Genomic DNA, 26,967 nt, shown 5'->3' with positions numbered 1-26,967 from the left:
AGTCGGCATGTCCCGAAGGCTGCAGGCGACCAGGATCAGCGATGAACGTCCTTTCACGTCCAAAACTGCCATCCAGGCAGAAACTGCTGATCGTGTTCGGCACTAGGCCGGAGGCACTCAAATGCTTTCCAGTGGCGCGTGCCGCCCTTGCTCATCCAGGCTTCATCACCGAAATATGCATCACCGCCCAGCATCGTGAAATGGTCGACCAGGTTGTCGAGCTGACCGGCCTGCCGGTGCATCACGATCTCAACATCATGCAACCCGGCCAGTCGCTGTTCGACGTGACCTCGCGCGTGCTCCTGGGCATGGCCGAGGTGCTGGAAAAGTCGCAGCCCGATATCGTCATGGTACAGGGCGACACCACCACGGCAATGGCCGCGGCGCTGGCTGCCTTCTACAAGCGTGTCCCCGTCGCTCATGTCGAAGCAGGATTGCGCAGCCACAACATCAACTCGCCGTTTCCTGAAGAACTGAACCGCAAGATTGCCGGCGACATCGCTACCTGGCATTTTGCGCCGACCGTTCAAGCGCGCGACAATCTCATCGCCGAAGGAAAGGCCGAAAGCACCATCTTCGTGACCGGCAACACGGTGATCGACACGCTGTTGCATTTTTCAAGCGCGATCGATGCTGACAGGCTGATGAACGCGAAGCTCGCTGCCCGCTTCCCTTTCCTCGACCCTTCCAAGAAGATGATCCTCGTCACCGGTCATCGCCGCGAGAATTTCGACGGCGGCATCCAGCGCATCTGTACGGCATTGAAGGGATTGGCGGCGCGCGGAGATGTGCAGATCGTCTACCCTGTCCATCCAAACCCCAATGTGCGCTCAGTGGTCAACGCAGAGCTGGAAGGCGTGCCGAACATCCACCTGGTCGAGCCGCAGGACTATCTGCCGTTCCTGTACCTGCAGAAGCAGAGCTATCTGGTGCTTACCGATAGCGGTGGCGTGCAGGAAGAAGCGCCTTCACTCGGCAAGCCGGTGCTGGTAATGCGCGAAAATACCGAGCGACCCGAGGGGATCGTGGCCGGCACCGCCCGTCTTGTCGGCACCGACGTCGAGAAAATCCTGTTCAACGCCAATCGCCTGCTCGACGATCAGGCTGCCTATTGCGGCATGGCGGAACGACACAACCCATATGGCGATGGCCGGGCCAGTAACCGGATTGTTGAGGAACTGCTGCATCATGGCTGAAATCAAAACCGTTTCCGTAATCGGCATGGGCTATATCGGCCTGCCGACCTGCGCCATTTTCGCCAGCCGCGGGCTCAACGTCATTGGCGTCGATGTCAACCGAGCGGTGGTCGAGAAGGTCAACCGCGGCGAAATCCACATCGTCGAGCCGGACCTTGACGGTCTGATCCAGAAGGTCGTGGCGAACGGCAAGCTCATGGCCTACAGCACGCCGCAGCCGGCGGACGCCTATATCATCGCCGTGCCGACCCCGATGACCCACGATCATAAGCCGGACGTGACCTACGTGCTCGCGGCGGCACGAAGCATCGCCCCCGTGCTGAAGCGGGGAGACCTTGTGGTATTGGAATCGACATCGCCGGTTGGAACCACGCGTATCATGACCGGGCTGCTTGCCGAGTTGCGGCCTGATCTCAAATTTCCTGTCCAGCATGGCGAAGACGCCGATGTGCTGGTCGCCTATTCGCCCGAGCGTGTGCTGCCGGGAAAGGTGCTGACCGAGCTGATCAACAACGATCGCTCGATCGGCGGATTGTCCCGCAAATCGTCGGAGCGGACCGCGGCACTCTATTCGACCTTCGTCACCGGCGACCTGTTCATGACAACGGCCGAAAGTGCTGAGCTGGTGAAACTGACGGAGAACGCGTTCCGCGACGTCAACATCGCCTTTGCCAACGAGCTTGCCGCCGTGTGTCAGGATCTGTCGCTCAATGTATGGGAAGTGATCGATCTCGCCAATCGACACCCTCGCGTGAACATCCTCCAGCCGAGCCCGGGCGTTGGCGGTCACTGCATTGCGGTCGATCCATATTTTATCATCGACGCCGCACCCAACAGCACGCGGCTTATGGCTTCGGCACGCCGGATCAATTCCGAACGGCCCATGTCGGTGGTCAGGGATATTGAGGCCTTGCTCGACCCCTCCCGCAAACAGACGATCGCCTGTCTTGGCCTCAGCTTCAAAGCCAACATCGACGATTTGCGCGAGAGCCCGGCCGTCGAGGTGGTGAAACTTCTGTCCGATATCCCCAATGTGAAGATCATTGCGGCTGAACCCAACACAAATGCGCTGCCGCATGAGCTCGAGGGCAGGGGCATCGTGTTCACCGACGCACTTTCGGCCATCGACAAGTCCGATATCGTCGTCCTCCTGGTCGACCATCGGCAGTTCAATCTGGTCGACCCCGAAGCGCTCAAGGACAAGAAGCTCGTCGATACGAGGGGTCTGTGGACGTGGCGCAAGGCACGCAAGCCCGACGCCCGCATCGAAGGCAAGAAACCAGAGGTCGCACAAGTGACGCTTGCAAGGGAGCAGGCCGCATGAACGCGCACGCCCCGGCATGGGCGCAGCATTCCCTGTTGGCATCACGGCGCCGGGAGTTCCTTGGCGCACCGATCCATGCGCTGACCATGGCCGAGACACTGGCCATCGCCGACGAGGCGATGACCCTGGGGCGGCCGCTGCATCATGTGGTCGTGAACGTCGCCAAGCTGGTGACCATGCGCCAGAATGCCGAGCTGCGCGAGGACGTGGCTGGGGCGGACGTGGTCAATGTCGACGGGATCGGCGTGCTTTGGGGTGCACGTCTGTGCGGCGTCGCGCTGCCCGAGCGGGTGGCGGGCGTCGACATCATGATCAATCTGCTGAGCCTCTGCGCGAAGCGTGGATTCAGGCCGTATCTGCTGGGGGCCGAACAGGACGTTCTCGACGCGGTTGTAGTGAGACTTGCCAAGGACCATCCGAGCCTCGTCATAGCGGGAATGCGCAACGGCTATTTCAAGCCGGAGGACGAGGCCGGGATCGTCGCGGCGATCAACGCCTCGGGCGCCGACTGCCTGCTGGTGGCCATGCCGACACCGCGCAAGGAACGCTTTCTCAAACGCTACCGCGATGAACTCGCCTCAAGCTTCGTGATGGGCGTGGGCGGCAGTTTCGACGTCTATGGGGGCAAGGTTGCCCGTGCGCCGAAGCTGATACAAGCGGCCGGCCTGGAGTGGCTGTTCCGCGTCGTCCAGGAGCCGCGACGCTTGTGGCGCCGCTACTACGATACCAACACTGCCTATGCAGGGCTGCTGTGCCGAGAGTTCTGGGAGCGTCGCTGGCGCCGAAACGCCGGTTTATAGTTTCGCGTTCCCCCACAAAACAGGCGTTGACCCTGGACTTCGCTTTACGCGATCCGTAGCCGCGCTCGCAGCTGGGCGACGAATTGCGTCGCTGCCACAGGGTGGAACAACGAGGTCAGCCCGAAGAAAACCGCAGCACCGGCAGTGCCGCCGGCGACAAGCGAGAAGATTGCCGGCACGTCGCCGGGCACCATGCTGGCAAGCTTGGCGGCCACCCCCGTGCTGAGCGAGATGACCACCGAGACACCGATGTCGCGCCATGGCACCGGCACCGGTGTGAGCCGCTCGCTGATGATGATGCAGGTTATGGAGCCCACCACCGAGCCGCCCGCCAGCGCCAAAGCGGCGCCGATCTCCGCCATCGGGGGGATCAACAGCAGGGACAATGCGATTGTTGCCACCGAGCCGAAGAGATTGGCGATGATCAGCAGCCACGGCCGCTTGTGCGCGTGCACTACGACGCCATAGACGAAGCTGGTGAGGTTGGCGCACAGCACGCTGAAGGCAATGATCGGAAACAGCAGGCCGAAGCGGCCGTGATATTGCGAGGGCAGCATGAGCTCGGTGATATCGCTGCTGAGCGCGACCAGCATCGCTGCAATAGGCAGGCAAAGCCGCATCATCAGCGCCATCAGTTGCGACAGCAGCCGGCCCGACGCCGCGGGCCCATCCTCGTCGAACCGGCTGACCACCTCGGGAAAGGCGCCCATGTTGATGGCGTTGGCGACCATGTCGATCGGCTGGCGGGCCAGCGCATAGGCTGCGGCGAAGATCGCCACAGCGCTGGCATCGTAATAGATCTTGAGGAACAGACGCTCCGCGCTGTTGAGCCCGAAGCCTACCAGCGCCATGATGATCAGCGGCACACCGAGCGCAAAGAAGTCCCTGTGGGTGAAGCGCGGCGGACCGGCAACGAGCCGTCGCGATGCCATGATGCCCGCCACGATGCCGGCAATCAAGGCGCCGAGGCTCGAGCCGAGCGACACCGTCAGAAAGCTATCCTGAAAGACGAGGATAGCGCCGATCGGTAACGCGAGTTGCAGCAGGGCACGCAGGGCTTCTAGCATCGAATAGACCGAATGGCGCTGCTGCATCTGCAGCACCGTCAACGCGAAGCGGCTGATGGACCCGGCGACCAGATAGCCGCAGACTGCGATCGCGAACTCGACCCAGCGTTCAGGCACGATCACCGCCGACGCGCCTACCGATATGACCAGCGCCAGTGCCGTGGTGGCAAGCAACACCTGCCCGGCCAGCATCAGGCTGCCGCGGCTGACTTCGCCCTTGCCGCCAAGCCTGAGCAAGGCGATGCGCAGCCAGTTGGTGACGGCAATGTCGGTCATTTCCCCGACGGTCACCACCAGGGTGAGCAGGCCATACTCGGTCTGGTCGATCAAACGCGTCACGACGACCAGCAGGAGCAGCGCCGAAATTCGCGTCAGCAGGATCGCCGGAGCATAAATGAGCGTGGAACGAAGCAGCAAGGGCGTGTCCCTGGAAAACTCACCTTCGACTAGCCGCCGACTGGCGGAAAATCCAGCCCGATGATGCCGAAGGGTGAACAGATTCAGTTTGAACTAAAAGATTTGCCGTAAACCTTATCGGGAATGTTTGCTTTGCAGTTACCCGGTCTGTGTTATTTAGAGTACCATCATGTTGCAGCGCCTCATATCCGATCGAAAAATACATGTCCTGGTCGCGACGCCCTCGGGCGTTTCGGGGCAGGGCGGCATCGACCGCATCATGGGGGCGCTCAAGCAGGAGTTCGAACGGCAAGAAATCACCGACATCGATGTGCGCTTTCTTGCCAGTCGTGGCCCGGGGCATGTCGGACTTTCGATCTTCTATATGCTCGGTTTTTGCTTACGGATGCTTAAAGCGCGTCTGGCTGGACGCGCCGATGTCATTCATATCAACATCTCAGTTTCCGGCAGCACCTACCGCAAGATGGTGATCGCCGCCTGCGCACGGCTGCTGTCGATACCCTATGTCCTGCATTTGCACGGGGCGCAGTATCAGACATTCTGGAAAGCCGACCGCGGTTTCATAAGCCGCCGTATCAAAGCTCTGTTCGAGCATGCCGATCGGGTGATCGTTTTGGGCAGACTTTGGCGCGATTTCGTCGCCAGCCGGGCGCCGGGCGCAGCCGGCAATATCGTGATCGTGCCCAATGCGACCGAAGTCCCGTCGCTGGCGCATGTCGGCGGCGGCGACCATGTGCATATCCTGTTCCTGGGCCGCATCGGCGACCGCAAGGGCGTACCGCAATTGCTCGAGGCACTGCACCGCATGAGCCCTGTCAAGAATTGGCGCGCCACGATTGCCGGCGATGGCGAAGTCGAGGCGGCACGGGCAAAGTCAGCCGCGCTGCGGATTGCAGACCGGATCGCCTTTCCGGGTTGGGTGGGACCGGACGATGTCGCATCGCTGATTTCTTCGGCCGATATTCTGGTTCTTCCATCCTTCGCCGAAAATCTGCCGATGTCGGTGATCGAAGGCATGGCAGCCGGTTTGGCGGTGGTGGCGACCCCGGTTGGCGCCGTCGAAGACATAATCACCGACGGGCAATCCGGGCTGCTGGTGCCGCCAGGCGATGTTACAGCGTTGACCGAGGCGCTGAGCCGCCTCGTGGAGAACCCGGCACTGCGGGCAAAGCTTGGTGCCGGTGCCATGGCCGTGCATCGGGAACGGCTTGAGCTCGCCCCGTTTGTTGGCGCAATCTGCGATGTCTGGCGGTCGGCCGTGTCAAGCCGTCAACCGGTCAAGCGCTGAGGCCGACGATCGCGGCGGCGCGTCGAGCCTGAATTCGCGGTGGAATATCTCCAAATTCAACAGCGCCCATATCAGCTTTTCGTGGTCTGCAGCACGCGTGGTGTGTTCCGAGACGATTTGATCTAGCTGTTTCGGACTCAGATAGCTGCGAATGACGGAGTGAGGCGAGCAAAGATGGTCATGCACGTAGTTCCTCATCGATCCGCGAAACCATTCGGCGACCGGTACCTTGAACCCGACCTTGCGGCGGCTGAGAATTTCCTCCGGGAGGATATTGGCCATGCTGTCGCGCAGGATCTGCTTGCTGTGCAACCAACCCAGCCTGTAGCGATCGGGCAATTTGCTGACGAATGAAACCAGGTCTCGATCGAGGAACGGCATTCTTCCTTCGATTGAACCGGCCATCATCATGTGGTCGCCTCGTTCCAGGAGATTGTCAGGCAGCCACGATGTCTGATCGAAAAACAGCACGCGGCGAAGATGGGAAGCCGCAGCGCTTGACGAGAACGGAAAGTCGTTGCGCTCATAACGGCGATTTGCGGACGCGCCGATCAGGCAGGCGCGCTGCTGCGCCGAAACGGCTCCAAACCAGGAGACCATCCGGGCGGCAAAGTCCCTTTCGCCCGCGGTGCGGGCAAACGTATCGACCTTGGCCGACGCGCCCGGCATGGCGCGTACCAAAGGGGAAAGGACGTTATCGTGCAGCGAGGCTGGAACAAGCGACTGGTAGATCCCGGCCAGTGATTCCGCGCGATGCTTGGGATAGCCGCCGAGAATCTCGTCGGCTCCTTCTCCGGTGAGCACCATCTTGACGTCCTGGGCGGCGCGCTCCGACATCAGGTAAATTGGAATATCGCTGCTTTGCGAAACAGGTCCCCCGCGTTGGCGAACCATCGCGGGCAGCTGATCCATCAGATCGCCTGGCTGGATGACAAGTTCGCAATGATCGGTCTTGAAATGATCGGCAACGCGCCGGGCGAATGCAAGTTCGCTATAGGCTGCGTCGTCGAACCCGACGGAAAACGTGCGAATGGGCGTGGCGCTATGCCTGGCCATCAGGGCGACGATAGCCGAGGAGTCGAGTCCTCCGGAGAGAAAGGCCCCAAAAGGTGCATCGCTGCGCATCCTGATCTCGACGGAATGGTCGAGCAGTTCCAGAAATCGCTTCTTGGCGGTTTTTCCGTCGATCCGCTCGGCCAGGGCCGCCTGATCCGGAGGCGTATAGTAGCGCGTTTCCTTGACCACCCCTTGCGACCAGACAGCATAGCTTCCGGGATTGAGCTTGCGGATCTGTTTAAAAAGCGTGCGTGGTCCCGGCACATAACGCCAGTTCAGATACTCGTCCACCGCATCCAGATCGAGTTGCTGCGCATCTTGCTGCGCCGACAACAATGCGTTGATCTCCGAGGCAAACAGCAGCAAGCTTTCGCTTTGCATGAGGTAAAGCGGCTTTTCCCCGAAGGGATCCCGGCCGAGGATCAATTCCTGCCTCTGAGCATCCCAGAGTGCAAAGGCGAACATGCCGCTCAGCCGGTCGAACATGGACAAGTGCCACTGATCGTAGGCTCGGAGCAGCACCTCGGTATCGGAGCGCGTTCGAAAATGATGGCCAAGGCCGATCAGTTCCTGCCGCAACTCGATGTAGTTATATATCTCTCCGTTGAAAATTATTTTGAGACGGCCGTCCTCAATCTGCATCGGCTGATTTGACTCAGGCGCCAAGTCAATGATCGCCAGGCGGCGATGGACCAATGCCAATTGTTGCTCGCCGGTGTTCAGGTCCAATATCTCGGCGCCTTCGGCATCGGGACCGCGATGCCGCAATGCGTTTGACATTCTGGCGGCCCGCTCTTGTGGATTTTTAGCCCTTCGACCGATCCATCCGGCAATTCCACACATTGTTCCCCCTAGGCGCGCACATTCCTCAATTCAGTACAACAAATGTGTTAAACACTTCGTGCCAATACAACCCAACCGGGAGAAAGCTGCCACGGGCCGTTCCTCGATCGAGCCTGGCGGTCAGGGGTTGCACCGGTTGTTCGCTGGTGAGGGCGAGTGACGGCACCTATGGCAGGCCCAATGCCTGCAGCATCTCCGGGTCGGGAACCGGGGGACCATCGGGCGGGATGAGGCTCATCCCATAAGGATTGGAGAACTCCCAGACAGACCATGGGATCGCGAAGCGTTCGGCCTCTCGGCGCACTGCCTTGAGATAGCGCGAACGGTCGGCCTCAAAGGCGCCCATGCGGCCGTCCGCGGACATGAGGATAGCGCCGAATTCGCCCATGAAGAGCCGCCGGCTGGGAATGCCATGGCCTTCAGCCCAGTCGACAGCCTGGCGAAAGCTCGCCTCCAGTTGGCTCTGGCCCCAGTTCTGCTCGAAATAGTTCGCGATTGCTTGGCGCGCGGTGGCCATGTTCATGACCTGCTCGACCCTGCTCAAGCCGGCAGCTTCCATCCGCGCTCTAAGGGTTTCGGTCACCACTTCGGGTGTACTACTACTGTCGGCCGGCCAGGGAAGTCCCGAAGCAAAGCTGATCGTGTCATCGGGCCGCTGGTGGGTGAAGCTGTGCGGCTCATACATATGGAAGCTGTAATAGAGGTTTGGGTCATCAAAGCCGGGGCTGAGGTTAACCAATCCGGCAATGCTGCCGCCGCAGGCGCCGGTTGCAACGATGGTAAGTTCGCTGCTGACCGCTCGAATGTCGTGGACGGTCCCTGCCATGATCCGCTGCCAGTGATCGCTGCCGCTCGCATCGCAAGGGTAGTATGCGGGCTCGTTGTAAGGTTCGAGGGCGACTTTGTCGGTGCCTATCTTGACCAGCATGGCAGCGACCGCCACAACCATTTGACGATAGCGGGCAACGCCCTCGCTGTCGGCGCCGCCATAGATCATCTCCATGCTGTAGTCGGGAACCTGAGTGACGCCATGCAGGTCGAAAACCACCTTGAGGCCGGTCGACGTGATCCGCTCAACGGCGGCGGCAAGTATGTCCAGCGCCTGCTGCCGCTTGGCGTCCCCGCTGGCAAGCAGCGGGCCGGGATCGACGCTCAGCCGGACGAAGTCGAAGCCCATCGATCGGATGTGGGCAAACACCTCCCCGGCCGGCCAGTCGGTGAGCGGCCTGCTTTCCGCAAGCCACTCCTTTTCGCTGCGATAGGGCGGCCAAACGTAGGTTCCGTCTTTCTCCACCGGCGACCAGTTGAGCCACTGATGCACGCCAACGCCGCGCTTGAGAGGGATGGGCTCTGCCGCGGCCGCCACAAGCAAGGCGAGCACCCAGGCAACAACATACACCGCTTTTCGCATCGCTCCCTCCGCATGCTCGCGGGAGATATTAACCGCAACGAACGGGAAAGAAGATTGCCGGCCCGCAGCTTTTCGACGGCATGGTATACAAGGACCGAAACGTTGACGGGGCGTGCATGAGAATCGGCTGGTACATCAACCGATTGCGCAGCATGGGACCGGCCGAGGTGTTGCACCGGCTGGGCGAGCAACGTCGAAGGATCGTGTCGCGCCGCCGCGATGATGGGTGGGAGCGCTATCCATCGCCGCAGTTGCACCCAGTGCTGCCCGGATTTCGCCATGCTGCGCTGGCAGCGACCGACGCTCAACGGCAGGCCATAGCGGCGGCCGCGCAAGAGATGCTTCATGGCCGGTTTTCGGCACTCGGGCGGACATGGCCAAAGCGTGAGCCCGATCTTTTGTTTCCTGCTGAGCTTTGGCGTCTTGATCCGGTAACCGGCAGGCTTTGGCCTGGCGCCGAGGCTCATACTTTCGATATCGATTTTCGCGATGGCGGCGACCTTGGCGATATAAAATATGTCTGGGAGGTCAACCGGCTGCAGCAATTGCCAGTACTGGCTGCACACCTGCTCCTCAGCGAGGACAATCGATCCCGGAGTGCCATTGAGGCGGCAATCGGCAGTTGGCATTCCGCCAATCCGCCGTTCCGAGGCATTGGCTGGGCTTCCGGCATCGAAGTAGCGCTGCGAGCCATCAGCCTGATCGTCACCCTGGACCTTATCGGTGACCGGCTTGACCCGGCGACGCTGCGGAAAGCTGGTGAGATACTCGCGGCAAGCGCCTATTGGCTGCCGCGGTTTCCGTCGCGATATTCCTCCGCCAACAACCATCTCGTCGCAGAGTTGGCTGGCGAATATCTGGTTTGCCTGGCGCTCGGGGCCGAATCCGAAATTGCCCGCAGCGCCCTCTTAAATGAGACGCACAAGCAGATTCTTGCCGACGGCGCCGGTGCCGAGCAAACGCCGACCTATGCAGCCTTCAGCGCCGAACTCATCTTGCTGTGCGCCGCCGCGGCACGCCAGGCGGGAACGCCGTTTCCCTCGGCCGTCGAAGCGCGTCTGGGCGCCTTCGCCAATTTCGTCGGCTGGCTGCCACAGAAAGCCGCCCGCTTCGGCGACGACGATGAGGGCCATGTGCTGAAGCTGGGCGACGAGCCGAACTATATCCGATCCGTCGCGGCCGCCATCCACGGCTTACTGGGGACGCCGGGCAACGCGCCGGAGCCTGACGATTTTCGTTCGCTTTTCTTTGGTGCGCCGTCAGGCCCGGCGCCCGCGGTGCATGGCTTGCAGACATTCACGCAAGGCGGGCTCTCCGTCTGGCGCGGAGCAATGAATGGCCGCAATGTCGAACTGACGTTCGACCATGGACCGCTCGGCTATCTCTCGATAGCGGCGCACGGCCATGCCGACGCGCTGTCGCTCACCCTGTGCATCGACGATGAGCCGGTGCTGGTCGATCCCGGCACCTGGCTCTACGGTTCGGGAGGCGCATGGCGCGACTGGTTCCGCTCCACACCGGCGCACAACACGCTCAACATCGAGGGCGAGAGCCAAAGCACCATCGCTGGAAATTTCAACTGGTCGCACAAGGCAGTCGCAGCGCTGGTGGAGAGCGAGCCGGGACCGCACTGGAGGCTGAGCGCCCGGCATGACGGCTATAGAAGCCGCTTCGGCGTCGTGCATCAGCGCACTTTGGCGCGCCAGGCCGATGGCATCCTCATCACCGACCAACTGCTCGGCGGCAGGCGCCAGTCCGAGATCGTCTTCCAACTGGCCGCCGGCCTCCATGCCGACCGGCACGAAGATACGGTCACGGTATTGCGCGGCGACGAGGTACTGTTGGCCATCCGCTTTCCTGATGCTGCGCTCGATATCGGCGCGGGCGGTGACATGCCGGGCCAAGGCGGTTGGGTTTCACTGCGTTTTGGCACTAGGCAGCAAGCCGAACGCCTCGCCTGGCACGGTGAAGTGGGCGAAGCCGGGATCGATATCCATCTTGCCCCAATTCACCCGCCGCAACAGCAAAAACCGGTGCCAACGTAGAGTTGCCGGGCGAGTTCCAGCCGTATTCGACATTAATTACGTTTGGACATTTAGCGGTTTCGTTACCGTTGATCTGCTAGTCTCGCACCATCCAGCCTGCTTTGCCCGCTGCGCCCGCAACAGCCACTGGTTGCAGGCGGCGTAGCGAGTTTGGCGGGAATTTTGTGCTTTGCTATTCGCCAGATCGCCTTCTTACGACTTACGACCAGGAGCCGCTGCATCAATGTTTTCCGAATTTGCCAGAGCGATTGTGGAAAAGCTTTCGAACGTCAATCTGACCACGCTCGGCCTGCTTCTCCTCACCGCACTGGGCAGCGCGGTGATCGCCTACTGGCGAACTGCCGAACATAAGTCCCTCAGGGACTTTTTCGACTTCGCCTTCCCACAGGAAGTCATCCTGCACCCGTCGGCGCGAGCCGACGCCCTGTTCTGGATCACGAAACGGGCGATGATGCCTTTCCTGCTTATTCCTGCCGGCGTCACCTTCGTCGTCGCGGTGGGCTATGGCACACGTGAGGCAATTGGCTGGCTCCTTAACATCCACGCGCCGCTTCTCGGCGGCCCGGCGGGACCGGTGACGATCGTCATCTTCACCGCAACCATGCTGGTCGCCTATGATATTTCATACTACCTCTACCACGTCGCCCAGCACCGTTTCCCGTTCCTGTGGGAATTGCACAAGGTACATCATTCGGCCGAAGTGATGGTGGGGATCACCAAGGACCGGGTTCATCCGCTGGACGATCTGATGAACCGTATGTGGGATGGCGTCATCCCGGGCATCTGCTTCGGTGTCTGGAGCCTGATCGCACTCGATCCGGTAGAGGTCGCTATCTTCGGCATCAACGTCTACGTCATCCGCAACATCCTGATGATGGACTTTGTTCGCCATACGCATCTCAAGATATCGTTCGGCCCGTTGAACAACATCATCCTGTGTCCGCACTGGCACCAGGTGCATCACAGCATCGACCCGCGTCACTACGATAAGAATTTCGGCCTGCTTTTTTCGTTCTGGGATCGTCTGTTCGGAACGCAATTTGTCCCGGAGCCGGATGAAGACCTGAAATTTGGCCTGGTCGATCGCGATGTGCGCGATTACCAGTCGCTCTTTGGGCTCTACATCCTGCCGCTCAAGAAGATGGCAAGGCATGTCATGCGACTGTTTCACAGACGGCCCAATGTGGTCGCGCAGCCACAGGACAGTTCTCCTTCATGAACACCGCTGTTTCCATCGACGTCCTAGGCGCGGAGCGCCTGGAAATCGTCCGTTCGGCGGATCGCCTGGCTGCGATCGAAGCCGCTTGGATGGAGCTTTGGCATCGTACCGACGGGCTGATCTTTCAAAGCCATGCCTGGATTTCGGCATGGTGGAGTACCGTACAACGCCGTGACCAGCGCGCGTTGCGGATCGGCCTGGTCTGGAAGGGCGAGAGACTCGTTGCTGTCGTTCCGCTGGCGATCGGCAGGCGCAGGGGGCTGCGGTTTCTCGAATGGGCGGCCGGCAGCTATACCGACTATGGGGATATTCTCGTCGCTCCGGAATGCTCGTTATCGGCGCTGCAGGAGCTATGGACCCAACTCTGCGATGCAGGTGGCTTCGATCTTGCCTTGATCAGTCGTCTCTCGCCGGATGCGGCGGCCCGCAAAATTTTCACGCCGGGAGCTTCCGACGGCATCAGGCTTCGTCACTTTCACCGAACGGAAGTCAGCTATCGCGTTGCCGGACAATGGGAAAGCGGAGCGGCATGGTTGGCGGACCAGTCGAAAAAGACGCGCCAGAACTATCGGCGCGGCATCAAGGCGCTGGAAGAAACCGGAGAGGTGAGATTTCGCCTGCTTGCGCCCGACGAGCCGCTGCAACCGGTACTGGAGCGCCTCGCGGCCTTGAAGCGGAAATGGCTGACCGAGCGCATGCGTGAATCAGACCTCTTCGAAGAGGGCGTGCCGGTACTCGCCGCGCTCGTCGATGCGTTGGCGCGCGCCGGCGTGCTGCATATCTTCGTCCTCGAATGCAATGGCGTGATGGTCGCGGTGTCGATCAACTTCGTCCAGCACGACATGATGATGGCCTTCGTGACGACGTTCGATCCGGATTTCGGCCGGGCGTCGCCAGGTGTGATCCTGTTGATGGATTACGTGCAGTGGTCGATCGATCACGGCTTGAGCATGGTCGATTTCCTCTGTGGCGCAGAGTCGTTCAAACACAAATTCTCAACGCAGTCGGTTACGCTGGAATCCGTCATCGGGACGCGCACGGCACAGGGTGCGCTTGCATCTCTTGCCGATCGTGTCCTCCAGACCGTCAGGCATATGCGCGAGCGTTCATCGGCACCACCAGAGGGACGCGATACGCCCACTCAAGCCGAAGCAGCCTTGGACTAGAACGGTCCATCGTTTCACGGAAACGCCGAACAGCTCCATCTTTTGTTTTGACGCAATTCCGGATGAAAACCGTTCACACTTTTCCTGGAATTGCTGTAGCGGCCCGCTCGCAAAAAGCTCAAATGAAGCGCGGTATCGGACCGTTTTGCGGCGTGGTGCGGTCGCCGAGGTCGAGGAAGATTTCGTCGATGTAGCACCATCCCCAACCTTCCGGCGGATCGTAGCCTTCGATGACAGGATGGCCGGTTGCCCGAAAATGCTTGGTGGCATGACGGTTGGGCGAGTCGTCGCAGCAGCCGACATGGCCGCATGTGCGGCAGAGCCGCAGATGCACCCACTGCGAACCGCTCTTCAGGCATTCCTCGCAGCCGAGCGCGCTCGGTGTCACGTCGCGAATGTCCCCGGCGTGCCTGCATTCGTCTGCCATCATACGCTCCTGACCAGTTGTGGCGCCACGGCGAGACTGCCGTTTCGCGCGAGATATGCATGCAGCGCTGCAACCACCTGGGCGCCTTCGCCGACGGCAGCGGCGACGCGCTTGATCGAGCCGGAGCGCACGTCGCCGATGGCGAACACCCCGCCGCGGTTCGTCTCCAGTGCACCACGTTCCTGGCCAATGTCAGGCCCGGTGCGAACGAAGCCCTTCGCGTCCAACGCCACGCCGCATTGCGCCAGCCAGTCGGTGTTCGGATCGGCGCCGATGAACAGGAAGAGGTGGCGGATCGGACGTGCTGTCTCGGTGTCGCGGTTGCGCCAGCGCACTTTGCCAAGATTGCCGTCGTCGCCTTCCAGTGCCGCAATCTGCGTCTCAGCCAGCACTTCGATGTTCGGCTGTGCCCTGACGCGCTCCACCAGATAGCGCGACATGCTCGCATCGAGGCTGCTGCCGCGCGCCAGCAGCCATACCTTCTTCACATGCGCCGCCAGGTAGACGGCAGCCTGACCAGCCGAATTGCCGGCGCCGACAAGGGCTACCTCTTGCCCGGCGCAAAGCCGCGCTTCGATCGGCGAAGCCCAGTAATGCACGGAGGTTCCCTCGAATTGCGCCAGGTTTGCCATGTCGAGGCGGCGATAGCGCGCTCCGCTGACGATCACCACCGACCGTGCCCGCACGGTCTCCCCGCCGCCGACGGCGAGCGTGTAGTGGGCACCGGACGTGTCGCTTGCGCTGCCCAGCAGCTTCGCCTCGTCCGGTATCACCATCTCGACGCCGAATTTCTGCGCCTGGTTGTAAGCGCGCGCCATCAGCGCCATTCCCGAAATGCCGGTCGGAAAACCGAGGTAGTTCTCGATGCGCGAGGAGGCACCCGCCTGTCCGCCGAAGGCACGGCAATCGAGCACGATCGTCGACAACCCTTCGGAAGCCGCGTAGACGGCCGCCGCGAGGCCGGCCGGTCCGGCGCCGACAATGGCCACGTCGTACAGCTTGCCGGCGTCGATCGGCCTCACCAGGCCGATGCAGCGGGCAAGCTCGTTCTCTCCGGGATTGAGCAGCAGCTTGCCGTTCGGACAGAGCACGATCGGCAAATGGTGGATATCGACATGGAAGCGTTCGATCAGGGTCCTGGCGCAGGGATCGGCAGCCGAATCGAGAACGCGATGCGGCTGACCGCTGCGAGCCAGAAAACCTTGCAGCCTCAAAACGTCGCCGCTGTCGACCGGTCCGACAATGATCGGGCCGGCTGTGCCGCTCTCGAGCAGGCCGACACGGCGCAGGATCAGCGCCCGCATGATGCGCTCGCCGAGGTTTGCTTCCTGCACCATCAGGTCCCTCAGCCTTTGCGAGGGGATGACGAGCGCCTCGACCGGCTCGACCGCCTCCACATCCACCAGTGAGGGTCGGGCTGAAAGCTGCGCCAACTCGCCGACGAAATTGCCTGCACCGTGCGTGACGATTGTTTCGCGCCGGCCGAAGCTGCCGCCCTGGATGATATCCACCTTGCCGGACAGGACCACGATCAGACCGGGCGCCAGCTCGCCGGCTTTGACGATCTGTTCGCCTGCAGCATAGGACACGGCTTCGCCGAAACGGCCCATGCGGTCCAGTTCTGCCTCAGCCAGCACTGGAAACATCTGATCGCGACGGGCAATGGAGATCGGATTGGCGGGTTGAGACATGGTTCGAACCTATCGCCGGTTTCCGACAGTTTGAAGCGGTTTTTGCGGCTTGCGGCCGGTAGGAACCTAGCCCGCCTGTCGGTAAACGCTGTGTCCTTCGCTTCGCAGTTAACTGACGGCGGCCGTGCGACGATGTCGTCGCGACGTGCCTCACAATCCGTTGCATCTCCTTGATTTGTTTGATTTGTGCATCCCGGCAAACCCGGCGCATGCTGCTTCAGCCGGCACCTGCCTAAGCCGGCCAGGCCCGGCGGGCCGTCCTGTGTCAAACTCTCGGCCGCCGGGCTTCTGGACAGCAGAAAACGGCCTGTGTCCGAGCACTCCGCAAACTGGCCTGCGGCCTGTTGTTCGGCGAGTGCTCAGGCAGCTACCTGAAGCACAATCTTGCCGCGCGTATGCTGCTTCTCGAGCTGTTCCTCGGCCCTGGCGACTTCCTCAAGAGGATAGATTGCCTGCACGAATGGCCTGACCTTCCCGGCGTCGATGAGGCGGCTGATCTCGGCAAGCTGCGCCGCGTTCGGCTTGGTCAAATAGGAAACGCCGCGAGCCCGATGCAGGCGGGCCTTCACCGCCGACGGCTCGGAAAGCGTTGAGACGAGCGTCCCGCCGGGCTTGAGCACGTCCCACGAGCGGTCCTGTGTTTCACCCGCTACCAGGTCGAAGACGAGGTCGACGTCCTCGACAAGCTCCTCGAAGCGCTGGTTCTTGTAATCGACCGCCTGGTCGGCGCCAAGCGCGCGGACGAAATCGAAATCCTGCGCGGACACGGTCGTCGCGACAAACGCGCCCGCGGCCTTTGCGAACTGCACCGCCAGATGACCGACGCCGCCGGCGCCGCCATGGATAAGGACCCGCTGCCCGGATTTGAGGCCGCCGTGATCGAAAAGGCCTTGCCACGCGGTAAGGCCCGCAAGTGGCACGGCGGCGGCTTCGGCGTGGCTTAAGCGTTGCGGCTTCGCCGCCGCCTCCGTTGCCTTGACGACGACATATTCGGCGTTGCCGCCGCGGTCGTTGCCGAGCATGGCATATAGCGGATCGCCCTTCTTCAGCATATGGGCCCGCGTGCCGCACAGTTCCACCACGCCGGATACGTCGCGGCCGAGCGTGACGGGCAGATCCGCGCCCGAAGAGCCCTCGCGAACCTTGTAGTCGACGGGATTGACGCTTGCCGCGTAGACCTTGAGCGTGACCTCGTCGTCATGCGGCTGAGGCAACGGAACCGCGTCCAGCGAAAGAACCTCCGGTCCACCAAAATCGTGGATACGGACGGCCTTCATCGTAATCATGGCTTGCTCCTCGTCGGTTTGCAGTCCAGTTCGCTCTGAACAGTTTCGCCGGCAGGCCGGCGTCTATCCAGCCGGCGGTTCGGTCGTAGCAAAGGCCGGCCGGTGGTGCGCCGTCAGTGTATCGTTTGCGAATGCTCGCCGCCGGGTTGCGAGATGCCGCTCAGCGCTTCACCTGCTGTCGCCGTCTCGCTGTTGGTGGCGAGGTCGCCCAGCGAAACGATGCCGACCAGGCGCTTGTCGCGGTTTAGCACCGGCAAGCGGCGCACTTTCAGGTCAGCCATGTTACGCAGAACATCCTCCGCGTCTTCGTCTTCGAAGCAATACCTGACCTCGGTGCTCATCACTTCCCGTACCTTGGCGTCAGGTGTCTTGCCTTGGGCGACGCCGCGGATTGCGATGTCGCGATCGGTTACCATGCCGACAAGCCGATCGTTCTCGCCCACCGGCATTGCGCCGGCGTCGAGGCGACCCATCATTTCTGCCGCATCGCGCAGGGTTTGCTGCGGACTGGCGATCTCGACGTCCTTTGTCATGCAGTTGCTAACTTTCATTTTAACCTCCGTTGGTTGCAGGGCCCGCCGCGGGTTTCCATGATGGAAGGGTGAATGAGCGCCAGCGCAAAACGTTCCATGGCAAGACCCGTTTCGAGCGCTTCGCCGAAATCACCCTTGCCATCCTCCACCCGACCGCCCTTCAGGCGGTCGGCCCGGGAAAGGTCGGTTCCGAAGGAATTTCGGAAGGCGTGCCGGGAGGAACTCCGATCGGCTCCTGGTCCGGCGTCGGAATTGGATCCGGCGAGGGCGGGGGTACGCCTGGAGGTTCTCCCGGCGGAGTCTCCGGCGGGGCAGGCGGCCGGGCCGGCTCCGGATTGGGATTGTCCGGCAGTGGATTCGGGTTATTCGGATCGGGATTGTTCATCGATCACTCCCCTGACAACTGTGACCTGATCTCCGCCAAGAGCGGGTTGCCGCAGCGGCGAGCAGGCTCTCTTGTCCTAAACCAAGGGGAAGCAAAAGCGTTCCCGCTTCCGACGCCACGCGCGGTGCCAATCTATCGGGCGGTTCCCAGGCTGGCATACATTCCGTTGGTGCGGAATTGCGTCGGGTTGATGCCGTAGAGGCGGCGGAAGACCTTCGAAAAGTAATTGGCATCCTCAAAGCCGCACATGATGGCGACTTCCTTGACCGGCAGGAAATCGGCCTTCGTCAGCAACTTCGCCGCGCGCTGCAGTCGCTGCTGCAGCACAAATTCGGCGGGCGGAAGTCCCTCGCTCTCGGCGAAGCAGCGCGAGAAATGCGCGCGGCTCAGGCCGCTGATCTCAGCGAGATCGGCAACGCGGAGCGGCCTGTCGAGATTGGCCCTGATGTGATCGATGACCGGCTGCATGGCGCTCTTGTCGTCGGTGACGGCATGCGAGCCGAAGACATCGTCGTAGAGCGCCATGGCTGCTTCATAGGCGACGGCCGAGGCGGCTCCCGGCGAGACCGCGCCCGTGATCAGGCGCACACTGCAATCAGCCAGATGATCGATCGTCGAGGGCTGCAGCCGCAGCACCGGACCGACGGCGGCAAGGATCGACTTGTGGATGCGCAGTGCCTCCTCGCCGTTCATCGATATCCAGAAGAACTCCCAGCGTTCGCCCTTGGCCAGCCAGTAACGGTGGTTGTGCGGCACGAGAACCAGCAAAGTGTCGCCCTTTTGCAGGCGGTAGTTCCGGTTCTCGTAGCGCAATCGGCCGGTGCCGCTGATCGTATGCTGGAGCACGGTAAACGGCGTCAGGCCGCGCTTGCGCCCATCCCAGTCGTAGACCTCGTTCTCGCGCACTTCATAGCCGGTGCTTGTCGGCATGGTGTGTAGGCGCTGGCGCCCGCGCGGCAGCGATACCGTCCTGCCCGCCGGCCCGATGTCGATCAAGTTCCGCAGCACAAAATTACCCCTAAAAGCATAATCCTTCTCTGGTCGCGTGCCGAATAAGGCGCATAATCCCTCGAGAAAAGCAAAAGAAACCGCGGTCAAAGAGCGGATGGGAGGAAGTGCCGGATTCCAGCCTGCATAGCGTGGCAGGCGGGCCAGGCCTCTTTTCTCCGCCTTTGCCCTAGCATTCGATCAGGTCGAGGTGAGGCTGATGAGTTTCAAGATCGCTATCATCGGTGCGGGAAGCGTCGGGTTCACCAAGAAGCTCTTCACCGACATTTTGTGCGTTCCTGAATTCAGGGATGTCGAATTCGCATTGACCGATCTCAGCGAGCGCAACCTCCAGATGATCAAGTCGATCCTCGACAGGGTCGTCGAATTCAACAGGCTGCCGACCAAGGTTACGGCAACGACAGACCGCCGTGCTGCCCTCGAGGGCGCCCGCTACATTATCAGCTGCGTTCGCGTCGGCGGTCTCGAAGCCTATGCGGACGATATCCGCATTCCCTTGAAGTATGGCATCGACCAGTGCGTCGGCGACACGATCTGCGCCGGCGGCATCCTCTATGGCCAGCGCAACATTCCGGTAATCCTCGATTTCTGCAAGGATATCCTCGAAGTCGCCGAGCCTGGGGCGAAATTCCTGAACTACGCCAATCCGATGGCTATGAACACCTGGGCGGCGATCGAATATGGCAGGGTCGATACCGTCGGCCTCTGCCACGGCGTCCAGCATGGCGCCGACCAGATCGCCGAAGTGCTCGGCGCCAAGTCGCGCACCGAGCTCGACTACGTCTGCTCCGGCATCAATCACCAGACCTGGTTCATCGACCTGCGTCTCAACGGCCGCAAGATCGGTAAGGACGAGCTGGTTGCCGCCTTCGAGGCGCATCCGGTCTATTCGCAGCAGGAAAAGCTGCGCATCGATGTCCTGAAGCGCTTCGGCGTCTATTCGACCGAAAGCAACGGCCATCTTTCCGAATACCTGCCCTGGTATCGCAAGCGGCCGGACGAAATCACCCGCTGGATCGACATGTCCGACTGGATCCACGGCGAGACCGGCGGCTACCTTCGTTATTCGACCGAAACACGCAACTGGTTCGAAACGGAGTTCCCGCAATTTCTGGAATCCGCCGCCAGGCCGATAGACCCCGCCAAGCGCTCCAACGAGCATGCCAGCCACATTCTCGAGGCGCTGGAGACGAACCGCGTTTATCGCGGCCATTTCAACGTCAAGAACAACGGCATCATCACCAACCTGCCGCAGGACGCGATCGTCGAGTCGCCCGGCTTCGTCGACCGCTTCGGTATCAACATGGCCTCCGGCATCACGCTGCCGGAGGCCTGCGCCGCCACTTGCATTTCCTCCATCAACGTCCAGCGCATGTCGGTTCATGCGGCGATCTCCGGCGATATCGACCTGCTGAAGCTCGCGGTCCTGCACGACCCGCTGGTCGGCGCGGTTTCGACGCCGGAAGAGGTTTGGCAAATGGTGGACGAAATGGTCGTCGCCCAGGCTCGCTGGCTGCCGCAATATGCCGATGCGGTGCCGGCCGCGAAGGAACGGCTTTCGAAATCCAGGATCAAGACCCGCGAATGGGCCGGTGCGGCAAGGCGCGACGTCCGTTCGATCGAGGAATTGCGTGCGGAAAAAACGGCTCTCAAGCAGGCCGTGTGAATTTCACCGGGTGGATCGCGGCGAGCTTTCGGGAGAATTTTCCGCACCCGTCTGTACATTCGTTCGAGGAGAAATGGAGCGGCGTCAACGCGCTCCTGAACAAACAGGGAGGAGAGACGATGAGGAATTTTCGAAACATTGGCATTCTCGCCGGGCTGGCGCTTAGCGTCTCGGCCTCGGCGCTGAACGCGTATGCATCCGAGCCGACCGTGCCGCCGGTGCCCGCGCAATTCCCCGCCGAGGGAAAGATCAAATACGTCGCGCGCGACTCCATCCTGGAATTCAAGGCACTGCCGGAATATCACGAACCGGATTGGGTCACCGAGAAATACGTCAAGGCGGGCAAGCTGCCGCCGGTCAAGGACCGTTTGCCTAAGGAGCCGCTGGTCTTCAAGACCGGCAACATGCCGGATGGCATCGGCGTTTACGGCGATACGATGCGCCATGTCATCGGCGGCCGGCCGGAAGGCTGGAATTATGGCGCCGGCCAGACGCAAGGCTGGGGCGGCATCGACATCGGCCTTTCCGAATGCCTGACGCGCACCGCGCCGCTTTTCCAGGTCGAGGCCAAGGACACGGAGCCGCTGCCGAACCTCGCCAGGAGTTGGGACTGGTCCAAGGACGGCCACACGCTGACGATGCGTCTGGTCGAGGGCGCGAAATGGTCGGACGGCGTTCCATTCAACGCCGACGATGTGATGTTCTATTGGGACGACGAGGTGATCGACCCCAATGTGTCGCCGCTGAACGGCGCGACGCAGGAGACCTTCGGCGTCGGCACGACGTTGAAGAAAATCGACGACTACACCGTCGAGTGGACGTTCAAGGACGCCTTTCCGAAACAATACCTTTACGCCATGGCTTACGGCACCTTCTGTCCGGGCCCGTCGCATATCCTCAAGCCGCAGCATCCGAAATATTCGAAGAACACCTACGAGCAGTTCAAGAACGCGTTCCCGCCGGAATATATGAACATGCCGGTGATGGGTGCCTGGGTGCCGGTGGCATACCGCCCCGACGACATCATCGTCATGCGTCGCAATCCGTACTATTGGAAGGTCGACGAGAAGGGCAACCAACTGCCGTATCTCAATGAACTGCACTACAAATTGTCGACCTGGGCCGACCGCGACGTTCAGGCCGTCGCGGGAGCCGGCGACTTCTCCAATCTGGAGCAGCCGGAGAACTTCGTTGCCTCGCTGAAGCGCGCGGCGCAAAAGGACGCACCGGCACGGCTTGCGTTCGGCGCGCGGCTGATCGGCTATAATCTGCGCATGAATTTCTCAGCCAATGGCTGGGGCAACCCCGACGAGCGCGGACAGGCGATACGCGAGCTGAACCGCAACGAGGATTTCCGCAAGGGCGTCACCATGGCGCTGAACCGCAAGGCGCTCGGCGACTCGCTGGTCAAGGGTCCGTTCACTGCCATCTATCCGGGCGGCTTATCCTCGGGCACGAGCTTCTACGACCGGAAGTCGACGGTCTACTACCCCTTCGATCTCGAAGGCGCCAAGGCGGAACTCGCCAAGGCAGGCCTGAAAGACACGGACGGCGACGGCTTCGTCAATTTTCCTGCAGGTACCGCCGGCGGCAAGAATGTCGAGATCGTGATGCTCGTCAACAACGACTACACTACCGACAAGAGCCTTGCCGAAGGTGTAGTCGCCCAGATGGAAAAGCTAGGGCTTCGGATCGTGCTCAACGGACTCAACGGCACCCAGCGCGATGCCTCGCAATACTCCGGCCGCTTCGACTGGCTGGTACGGCGCAACGATCAGGAGCTGACTTCCGTCGTCCAGAATACCGATCAACTGGCCCCGGTCGGTCCACGAACCAGTTGGGACCATCGTGCGCCGGAAAACGGCGAGGTCGATATGATGCCTTTCGAGAAGGACCTCGTCGACATCGTCAACAAATTTGTCTCGTCCGCGGACAATGACGAGCGCGCCAGCCTGATGAGAGAGTTCCAGAAGATCTCGACCGAGCACGTCTACAATGTCGGCCTGACGGAATATCCCGGCGCGCTGATCATCAACAAACGCTTCTCCAACATCCCGCAGGGCACGCCGATCTTCATGTTCAACTGGGCCGAGGATTCGATTGTCCGCGAGCGGGTCTTTGTCGCTGCCGACAAGCAGGCCAAATACGAGCTGTTCCCCGAAGAGCTTCCCGGCAAGCCCGGAGACAAGGGCCCGATGAACTAGGTTTACCTCCCCTGACTGAGACCTCCGGCCGCGCCAGTTGGCGCGGCCGGACAAAGCAAACCTCCGTACGCTCAAAGAGAGCGACCGGCTAGACAAGGAAGCGGACCGACCGATGTTGCGATTCCTGCTCACGCGCATAGCGTCGGCGATCCCGGTCCTCGCCATTCTGAGCCTGGTCACCTTCGCCATCATCCAGGCGCCGCCGGGCGACTATGCCGACTACATCCGCTCGCAGTTGATCAATCAGGGCGGGGCCTCATTCGCCGAGGCCGACGCGCAGGCCAAGGCCTATCGGATAGAACACGGTCTCGATAAGCCGCTGCCCGTCCAGTATCTCAACTGGATCGGCGGCATCATCACCCGCGGCGATTTCGGCTACAGCCTCTATTACAATAAGCCGGTGGCCGATGTGGTGGGCGAGCGCCTGCCGCGCACGCTGCTCCTGGCGCTGGTGTGCCATCTGCTGGCATCGGTCCTCGGTATCACCTTCGGCATCTGGGCGGCGACCAGGCAGTACAGCTGGATCGACAGTACGCTGTCAGCGATTTCCTTCCTCGGCATGACGGTGCCGCGCTTCCTGATGGCGCTGATCATCGTTTATTTGCTGGTCTTCCAATTCAACGTCTCCGAGATCGGCAGCTTCTTCTCGCCGCAATTTGGCGGGGCGCCGTGGTCCTGGGCGAAGTTCGTCGATCTCGTCCGGCATGTCTGGCCGGTTGTCGCCATCGCCACCTTCGGCGGGCTCGCCTACAACATGCGGGTGATGCGCGGCAATCTGCTCGACACGCTGAATGCGCAATATGTCGAAACCGCTCGCGCCAAGGGCCTTAGCGGCGGTGCGGTCGTGATGCGCCATGCGGTGCCCAATGCGCTGCATCCGCTGGTCATGTATCAGGGCGTGGTGCTGCCCTATATGCTGACCGGCGAGATCGAGACCGCGATCATCTTTGCCCTGCCGACCGTCGGCCCGGCGATCGTTGGCTCGATGGCGGTGGGCGACGTCTATGTCACGGCGACATTCATGATGGTGCTGTCGGCGACGCTGATCGTCGGCAACATCATCGCCGACATGCTGCTCGTCATGCTCGATCCGCGCGTGCGCCAATATGCAGGGTCCTGAGATGCTTGCTTTCGAGCCCTCGCTGCCGCCAATTGCCGAGGAACCGGCCAAGATCAAGCCGCGCGGCAATGAGAGTTACATCGCACTCGTCTGGCGCCGCCTGAAACGGTCCTGGACCGGCATGGCCGGGCTCATCCTGGTCGCGTTTCTGGTGCTGCTGGCGGTGTTTGCCGACTTCTTCGCACCGATGGATCCCAAGGTGACCGATGTCGGCTTCGCCCCGCCGCAGATGATGAGCTTCCATGACAAGGACGGCAACTTCGTCTTCCAGCCACGCGTCTATGCCCTGGCGGATTCGGAAGACCTCGACCCGGTCACCTTCCAACCCGTCGTCGGGCCGGACTACGACCATCCGCGGCTGCTCGGCTTCTTCGTCAAGGGAGCGGAGTACAAACTGCTCGGCCTGCTTCCCGCGAACCGGCACTTCTTCGGCTCGACCGACGGCCAGCCGGTGCACTTCCTTGGCACCGACAAATTCGGTCGCGATGTGCTGGCTCGTGCGATCTATGGTTCGCGCATCTCGTTGATGATCGCATTGACCGTGGTCTTCATCGTCACCGTGATCGGCACGACGGTCGGCATGGTGTCGGGCTATTTCGGCGGCACATTCGACGTCTGGGTCCAGCGCTTCGTCGAACTGGTGCTCGCGTTTCCGCAATTGCCGCTTTATCTGGCGCTGACCTCGCTGGTTCCGGTGACGGCGCCGACGAATGTTTTCCTGGCCTTCGTGATTGTTGTCATGTCGGCACTCGGCTGGGCGCAGATGTCGCGCGAAGTGCGCGGCAAGACCCTGGCACTGGCGCGGATCGACTACGTTCGTGCGGCGATGGCGGTCGGCGCCACAGATGGCCGCATCATCATGCAACACATTTTTCCGAACGTGATGAGCCACGTGATCGTTGCGGTCACGTTGGCAATCCCCAGCGTGGTCCTGCTCGAATCCTTCCTCGGTTTTCTCGGCTTCGCGGTGAAGCCGCCGCTGATCTCCTGGGGCCTGATGCTGCAAGACACCGCGACCTATTCGGTCATCGGCACTTATCCCTGGATCCTTTCGCCGGTCGGCTTCGTGCTTGTCACCGTCTTCGCGTTCAACGCGCTTGGGGATGGACTGCGCGATGCGGTCGATCCTTATTGAGCATGACATGATGCAACACGCGCTCGTCAAATCCTTCGCACCGCCTGTCCGGCTCGACCATGACGGCCGTTCGGAAAACCCGGTCATTGATGCCCGCAACATCGCCGTCGATTTCAAGGTCGAACACGGCATGATCGTAGCCGTCAAGGACATCTCGTTCCAGCTCTATCGCGGCGAGACGATCGCCATTGTCGGCGAGTCGGGATCGGGCAAGTCGGTGAGGGCGCGCACCGTCATGGGACTGTTGTCGAAGCGCGCAGTCGTGTCGCCGAAATCGACTGTCGAATACAACGGGGCGAACATCCTGAAATTTTCCGAGCGTGCGCGGCGCAAACTGCGCGGCGACCGCATCTCGATGATCTTTCAGGAGCCGATGAGTTCGCTCAACCCGATCTACACGATCGGCAGCCAGATCGTCGAGGCGATACGGGTGCATCGCAAGATGAGCCGCAGGCAGGCCGAAGCAAGGGCGCTCGAGCTGCTGCAGCAGGTGCAAATCCCTGAACCCCAAGCGCGGCTGAAACAATACCCGCACCAGCTTTCCGGCGGTCAGCGCCAGCGTGTAATGATCGCCATGGCGCTGGCCAACGATCCCGATGTGCTGATCGCCGATGAGCCGACGACGGCGCTCGACGTTACGGTTCAGGCGCAGATCCTCAATCTCATCCGAAACCTGCAGAAGAAACTGCGCATGGCGGTGATCCTGATCACGCACGACCTGACCGTGGTGCGGCAGTTCTCCGACTATGTCTACGTCATGCAGCATGGGGAGATGCGCGAGCACAATGTGACGGAGAAGCTGTTCGCCAATCCGCAGCATCCCTACACCTGTCACCTGCTTGCCTCCGAGCCGCGCGGCCAGGCAAATCCGTTGCCGGAAGGCGCCGACGTTATTCTTGAAGCTAGGAATGTGCGCGTCTCCTTCATGCTGCGGCATGGCACGTTCATGAGGCCGGACCTGCGCGAACTCGTCGCCGTCGACAGCCTCAGCCTGACCCTTCGGCGGCACGAGACGCTGGGTCTCGTTGGCGAATCCGGATCGGGCAAGACCACCTTCGGCGAGGCGTTGCTCAGGCTCAACACCACGGACAGCGGCGAGATCTATTTCGATGGCCAGCCGATCCATGGCTGTTCGCGCGCGCAGATGCGGCCGTTGCGGTCGCGCATGCAGGTCGTCTTCCAGGATCCGTTCTCGTCGCTCAACCCGCGCATGACGATCGGCCAGATCATCGAGGAAGGGCTGGTCGTCAACCGCATGGGCGCCACCAGGAACGATCGGATCGAGCGGGTGCGCGAGGCGCTGATCAGCGCCGGCATGCCCGGCGATATCCTCTCGCGCTTCCCGCACGAGTTTTCCGGCGGCCAGCGCCAGCGTATTGCGATTGCCCGCGCCGTCGCGCTCGAACCGGAATTCATCGTACTCGACGAGCCAACATCGGCGCTGGATCTCTCGGTCCAGGCGCAGATCATCGAATTGCTGCGCAAGCTGCAGCGCGAACGGGGCCTGAGCTACATCTTCATCTCGCACGACCTCAAGGTCGTGCGGGCGCTGTGCCACCGCGTCATCGTCATGCAGCACGGCAAGATCGTCGAAGAGGGGCCGGTCGACGAAGTCCTGTCCCATCCCAAGACCGCTTACACCGAACGGCTGGTCAAAGCCGCTTTCGAGGTAGCCTAATT

19 protein-coding genes and 1 pseudogene are annotated in these 26,967 nt (G+C 61.5%); 12 read left to right on the top strand and 8 right to left on the bottom strand.

Features of this window, described 5'->3' with window-relative positions:
* Nucleotides 1–41: 41 nt before the first annotated feature.
* The 3 genes from wecB to NKI47_RS03060 are packed head-to-tail and all read left to right on the top strand — an operon-like array spanning nucleotide 42 to nucleotide 3,320.
* Entirely contained in the window at nucleotides 42–1,196 is a 1,155-nt protein-coding gene (gene wecB / locus NKI47_RS03070) for a non-hydrolyzing UDP-N-acetylglucosamine 2-epimerase (RefSeq protein WP_023677159.1), read from the top strand.
* Nucleotides 1,189–2,520 carry a UDP-N-acetyl-D-mannosamine dehydrogenase gene (gene wecC / locus NKI47_RS03065; RefSeq protein ID WP_023677160.1) on the top strand — a complete coding sequence of 444 codons (1,332 nt, stop codon included), beginning with the start codon at nucleotides 1,189–1,191 and terminating at the stop codon, nucleotides 2,518–2,520. Before wecB ends, wecC begins: the two co-directional genes overlap by 8 nt.
* Nucleotides 2,517–3,320, top strand: a complete 804-nt coding sequence (locus tag NKI47_RS03060; RefSeq protein WP_352587351.1) for a WecB/TagA/CpsF family glycosyltransferase — start codon at nucleotides 2,517–2,519, stop codon at nucleotides 3,318–3,320. The genes wecC and NKI47_RS03060 overlap by 4 nt, the downstream gene beginning before the upstream one ends.
* Before the next feature lie 44 nt (nucleotides 3,321–3,364).
* Here NKI47_RS03060 and NKI47_RS03055 read toward each other — a convergent pair whose 3' ends face one another.
* Complete coding sequence (locus NKI47_RS03055; protein WP_352576415.1) at nucleotides 3,365–4,804, bottom strand: lipopolysaccharide biosynthesis protein; 1,440 nt, start codon at nucleotides 4,802–4,804, stop codon at nucleotides 3,365–3,367.
* 169 nt (nucleotides 4,805–4,973) lie between these two features.
* On the opposite strand from NKI47_RS03055, the gene NKI47_RS03050 reads away from it, so the two are divergent.
* On the top strand, nucleotides 4,974–6,092 hold the full coding sequence (locus NKI47_RS03050) for a glycosyltransferase family 4 protein (protein WP_023677163.1): 1,119 nt from the start codon (nucleotides 4,974–4,976) through the stop codon (nucleotides 6,090–6,092).
* Here NKI47_RS03050 and asnB read toward each other — a convergent pair.
* Both asnB and NKI47_RS03040 read right to left on the bottom strand, forming a co-directional pair.
* Nucleotides 6,066–7,991, bottom strand: coding sequence for an asparagine synthase (glutamine-hydrolyzing) (gene asnB, locus NKI47_RS03045; protein WP_051406144.1), 1,926 nt, complete (start codon nucleotides 7,989–7,991; stop codon nucleotides 6,066–6,068). The genes NKI47_RS03050 and asnB overlap by 27 nt on opposite strands.
* Nucleotides 7,992–8,157: 166 nt before the next feature.
* Nucleotides 8,158–9,402 (bottom strand): glycoside hydrolase family 5 protein, encoded by a 1,245-nt coding sequence (locus tag NKI47_RS03040; RefSeq protein WP_352587348.1) that lies wholly within the window; start codon nucleotides 9,400–9,402, stop codon nucleotides 8,158–8,160.
* Nucleotides 9,403–9,518: 116 nt separating this feature from the next.
* Between NKI47_RS03040 and NKI47_RS03035 the strand changes: the two genes are divergently transcribed.
* From NKI47_RS03035 to NKI47_RS03025, 3 genes are all read left to right on the top strand, one after another.
* On the top strand, nucleotides 9,519–11,447 hold the full coding sequence (locus tag NKI47_RS03035) for a heparinase II/III family protein (protein WP_031211889.1): 1,929 nt from the start codon (nucleotides 9,519–9,521) through the stop codon (nucleotides 11,445–11,447).
* Between the two features lie 223 nt (nucleotides 11,448–11,670).
* On the top strand, nucleotides 11,671–12,666 hold the full coding sequence (locus tag NKI47_RS03030) for a sterol desaturase family protein (RefSeq protein WP_023677167.1): 996 nt from the start codon (nucleotides 11,671–11,673) through the stop codon (nucleotides 12,664–12,666).
* Nucleotides 12,663–13,832 carry a GNAT family N-acetyltransferase gene (locus NKI47_RS03025; RefSeq protein ID WP_352587345.1) on the top strand — a complete coding sequence of 390 codons (1,170 nt, stop codon included), beginning with the start codon at nucleotides 12,663–12,665 and terminating at the stop codon, nucleotides 13,830–13,832. Before NKI47_RS03030 ends, NKI47_RS03025 begins: the two co-directional genes overlap by 4 nt.
* 118 nt (nucleotides 13,833–13,950) lie before the next feature.
* Here NKI47_RS03025 and NKI47_RS03020 read toward each other — a convergent pair whose 3' ends face one another.
* From NKI47_RS03020 to NKI47_RS03000, 5 genes and pseudogenes are all read right to left on the bottom strand, one after another.
* The gene (locus NKI47_RS03020; protein ID WP_036238601.1) at nucleotides 13,951–14,262 is read right to left on the bottom strand and encodes a UBP-type zinc finger domain-containing protein; all 312 of its coding nucleotides are present in this window, start codon (nucleotides 14,260–14,262) and stop codon (nucleotides 13,951–13,953) included.
* Nucleotides 14,259–15,950, bottom strand: coding sequence for an FAD-dependent oxidoreductase (locus NKI47_RS03015; protein ID WP_352587342.1), 1,692 nt, complete (start codon nucleotides 15,948–15,950; stop codon nucleotides 14,259–14,261). The genes NKI47_RS03020 and NKI47_RS03015 overlap by 4 nt, the downstream gene beginning before the upstream one ends.
* 359 nt (nucleotides 15,951–16,309) lie before the next feature.
* On the bottom strand, nucleotides 16,310–17,236 hold the full coding sequence (locus NKI47_RS03010) for an NADP-dependent oxidoreductase (RefSeq protein ID WP_245274720.1): 927 nt from the start codon (nucleotides 17,234–17,236) through the stop codon (nucleotides 16,310–16,312).
* 113 nt (nucleotides 17,237–17,349) lie between these two features.
* Nucleotides 17,350–17,787, bottom strand: coding sequence for a CBS domain-containing protein (locus NKI47_RS03005; protein ID WP_031211895.1), 438 nt, complete (start codon nucleotides 17,785–17,787; stop codon nucleotides 17,350–17,352).
* Nucleotides 17,788–18,286: 499 nt separating this feature from the next.
* Nucleotides 18,287–19,290, bottom strand: a pseudogene (locus NKI47_RS03000) (AraC family ligand binding domain-containing protein).
* Nucleotides 19,291–19,361: 71 nt separating this feature from the next.
* Between NKI47_RS03000 and NKI47_RS02995 the strand changes: the two are divergent.
* The 5 genes from NKI47_RS02995 to NKI47_RS02975 all read left to right on the top strand — a co-directional run bounded on the left by NKI47_RS02995 (nucleotide 19,362) and on the right by NKI47_RS02975 (nucleotide 26,965).
* Nucleotides 19,362–20,828 (top strand): alpha-glucosidase/alpha-galactosidase, encoded by a 1,467-nt coding sequence (locus tag NKI47_RS02995; RefSeq protein WP_352449637.1) that lies wholly within the window; start codon nucleotides 19,362–19,364, stop codon nucleotides 20,826–20,828.
* 119 nt (nucleotides 20,829–20,947) lie between these two features.
* Nucleotides 20,948–23,032: an ABC transporter substrate-binding protein gene (locus NKI47_RS02990; protein WP_352587338.1), complete on the top strand. Its 2,085-nt coding sequence runs from the start codon at nucleotides 20,948–20,950 to the stop codon at nucleotides 23,030–23,032.
* Between the two features lie 112 nt (nucleotides 23,033–23,144).
* Complete coding sequence (locus tag NKI47_RS02985) at nucleotides 23,145–24,152, top strand: ABC transporter permease (RefSeq protein ID WP_031211897.1); 1,008 nt, start codon at nucleotides 23,145–23,147, stop codon at nucleotides 24,150–24,152.
* 1 nt (nucleotide 24,153) lies between these two features.
* Nucleotides 24,154–25,287, top strand: coding sequence for an ABC transporter permease (locus tag NKI47_RS02980; RefSeq protein WP_352576427.1), 1,134 nt, complete (start codon nucleotides 24,154–24,156; stop codon nucleotides 25,285–25,287).
* Nucleotides 25,288–25,297: 10 nt separating this feature from the next.
* Nucleotides 25,298–26,965: an ABC transporter ATP-binding protein gene (locus NKI47_RS02975; protein ID WP_352587520.1), complete on the top strand. Its 1,668-nt coding sequence runs from the start codon at nucleotides 25,298–25,300 to the stop codon at nucleotides 26,963–26,965.
* The last annotated feature ends 2 nt before the right edge of the window (nucleotides 26,966–26,967 follow it).

Origin of the sequence: Mesorhizobium sp. M0633 (assembly GCF_040320645.1) — a bacterium.
GTDB lineage: Bacteria > Pseudomonadota > Alphaproteobacteria > Rhizobiales > Rhizobiaceae > Mesorhizobium.
This window is presented reverse-complemented; position numbering and strand designations above follow the sequence as displayed.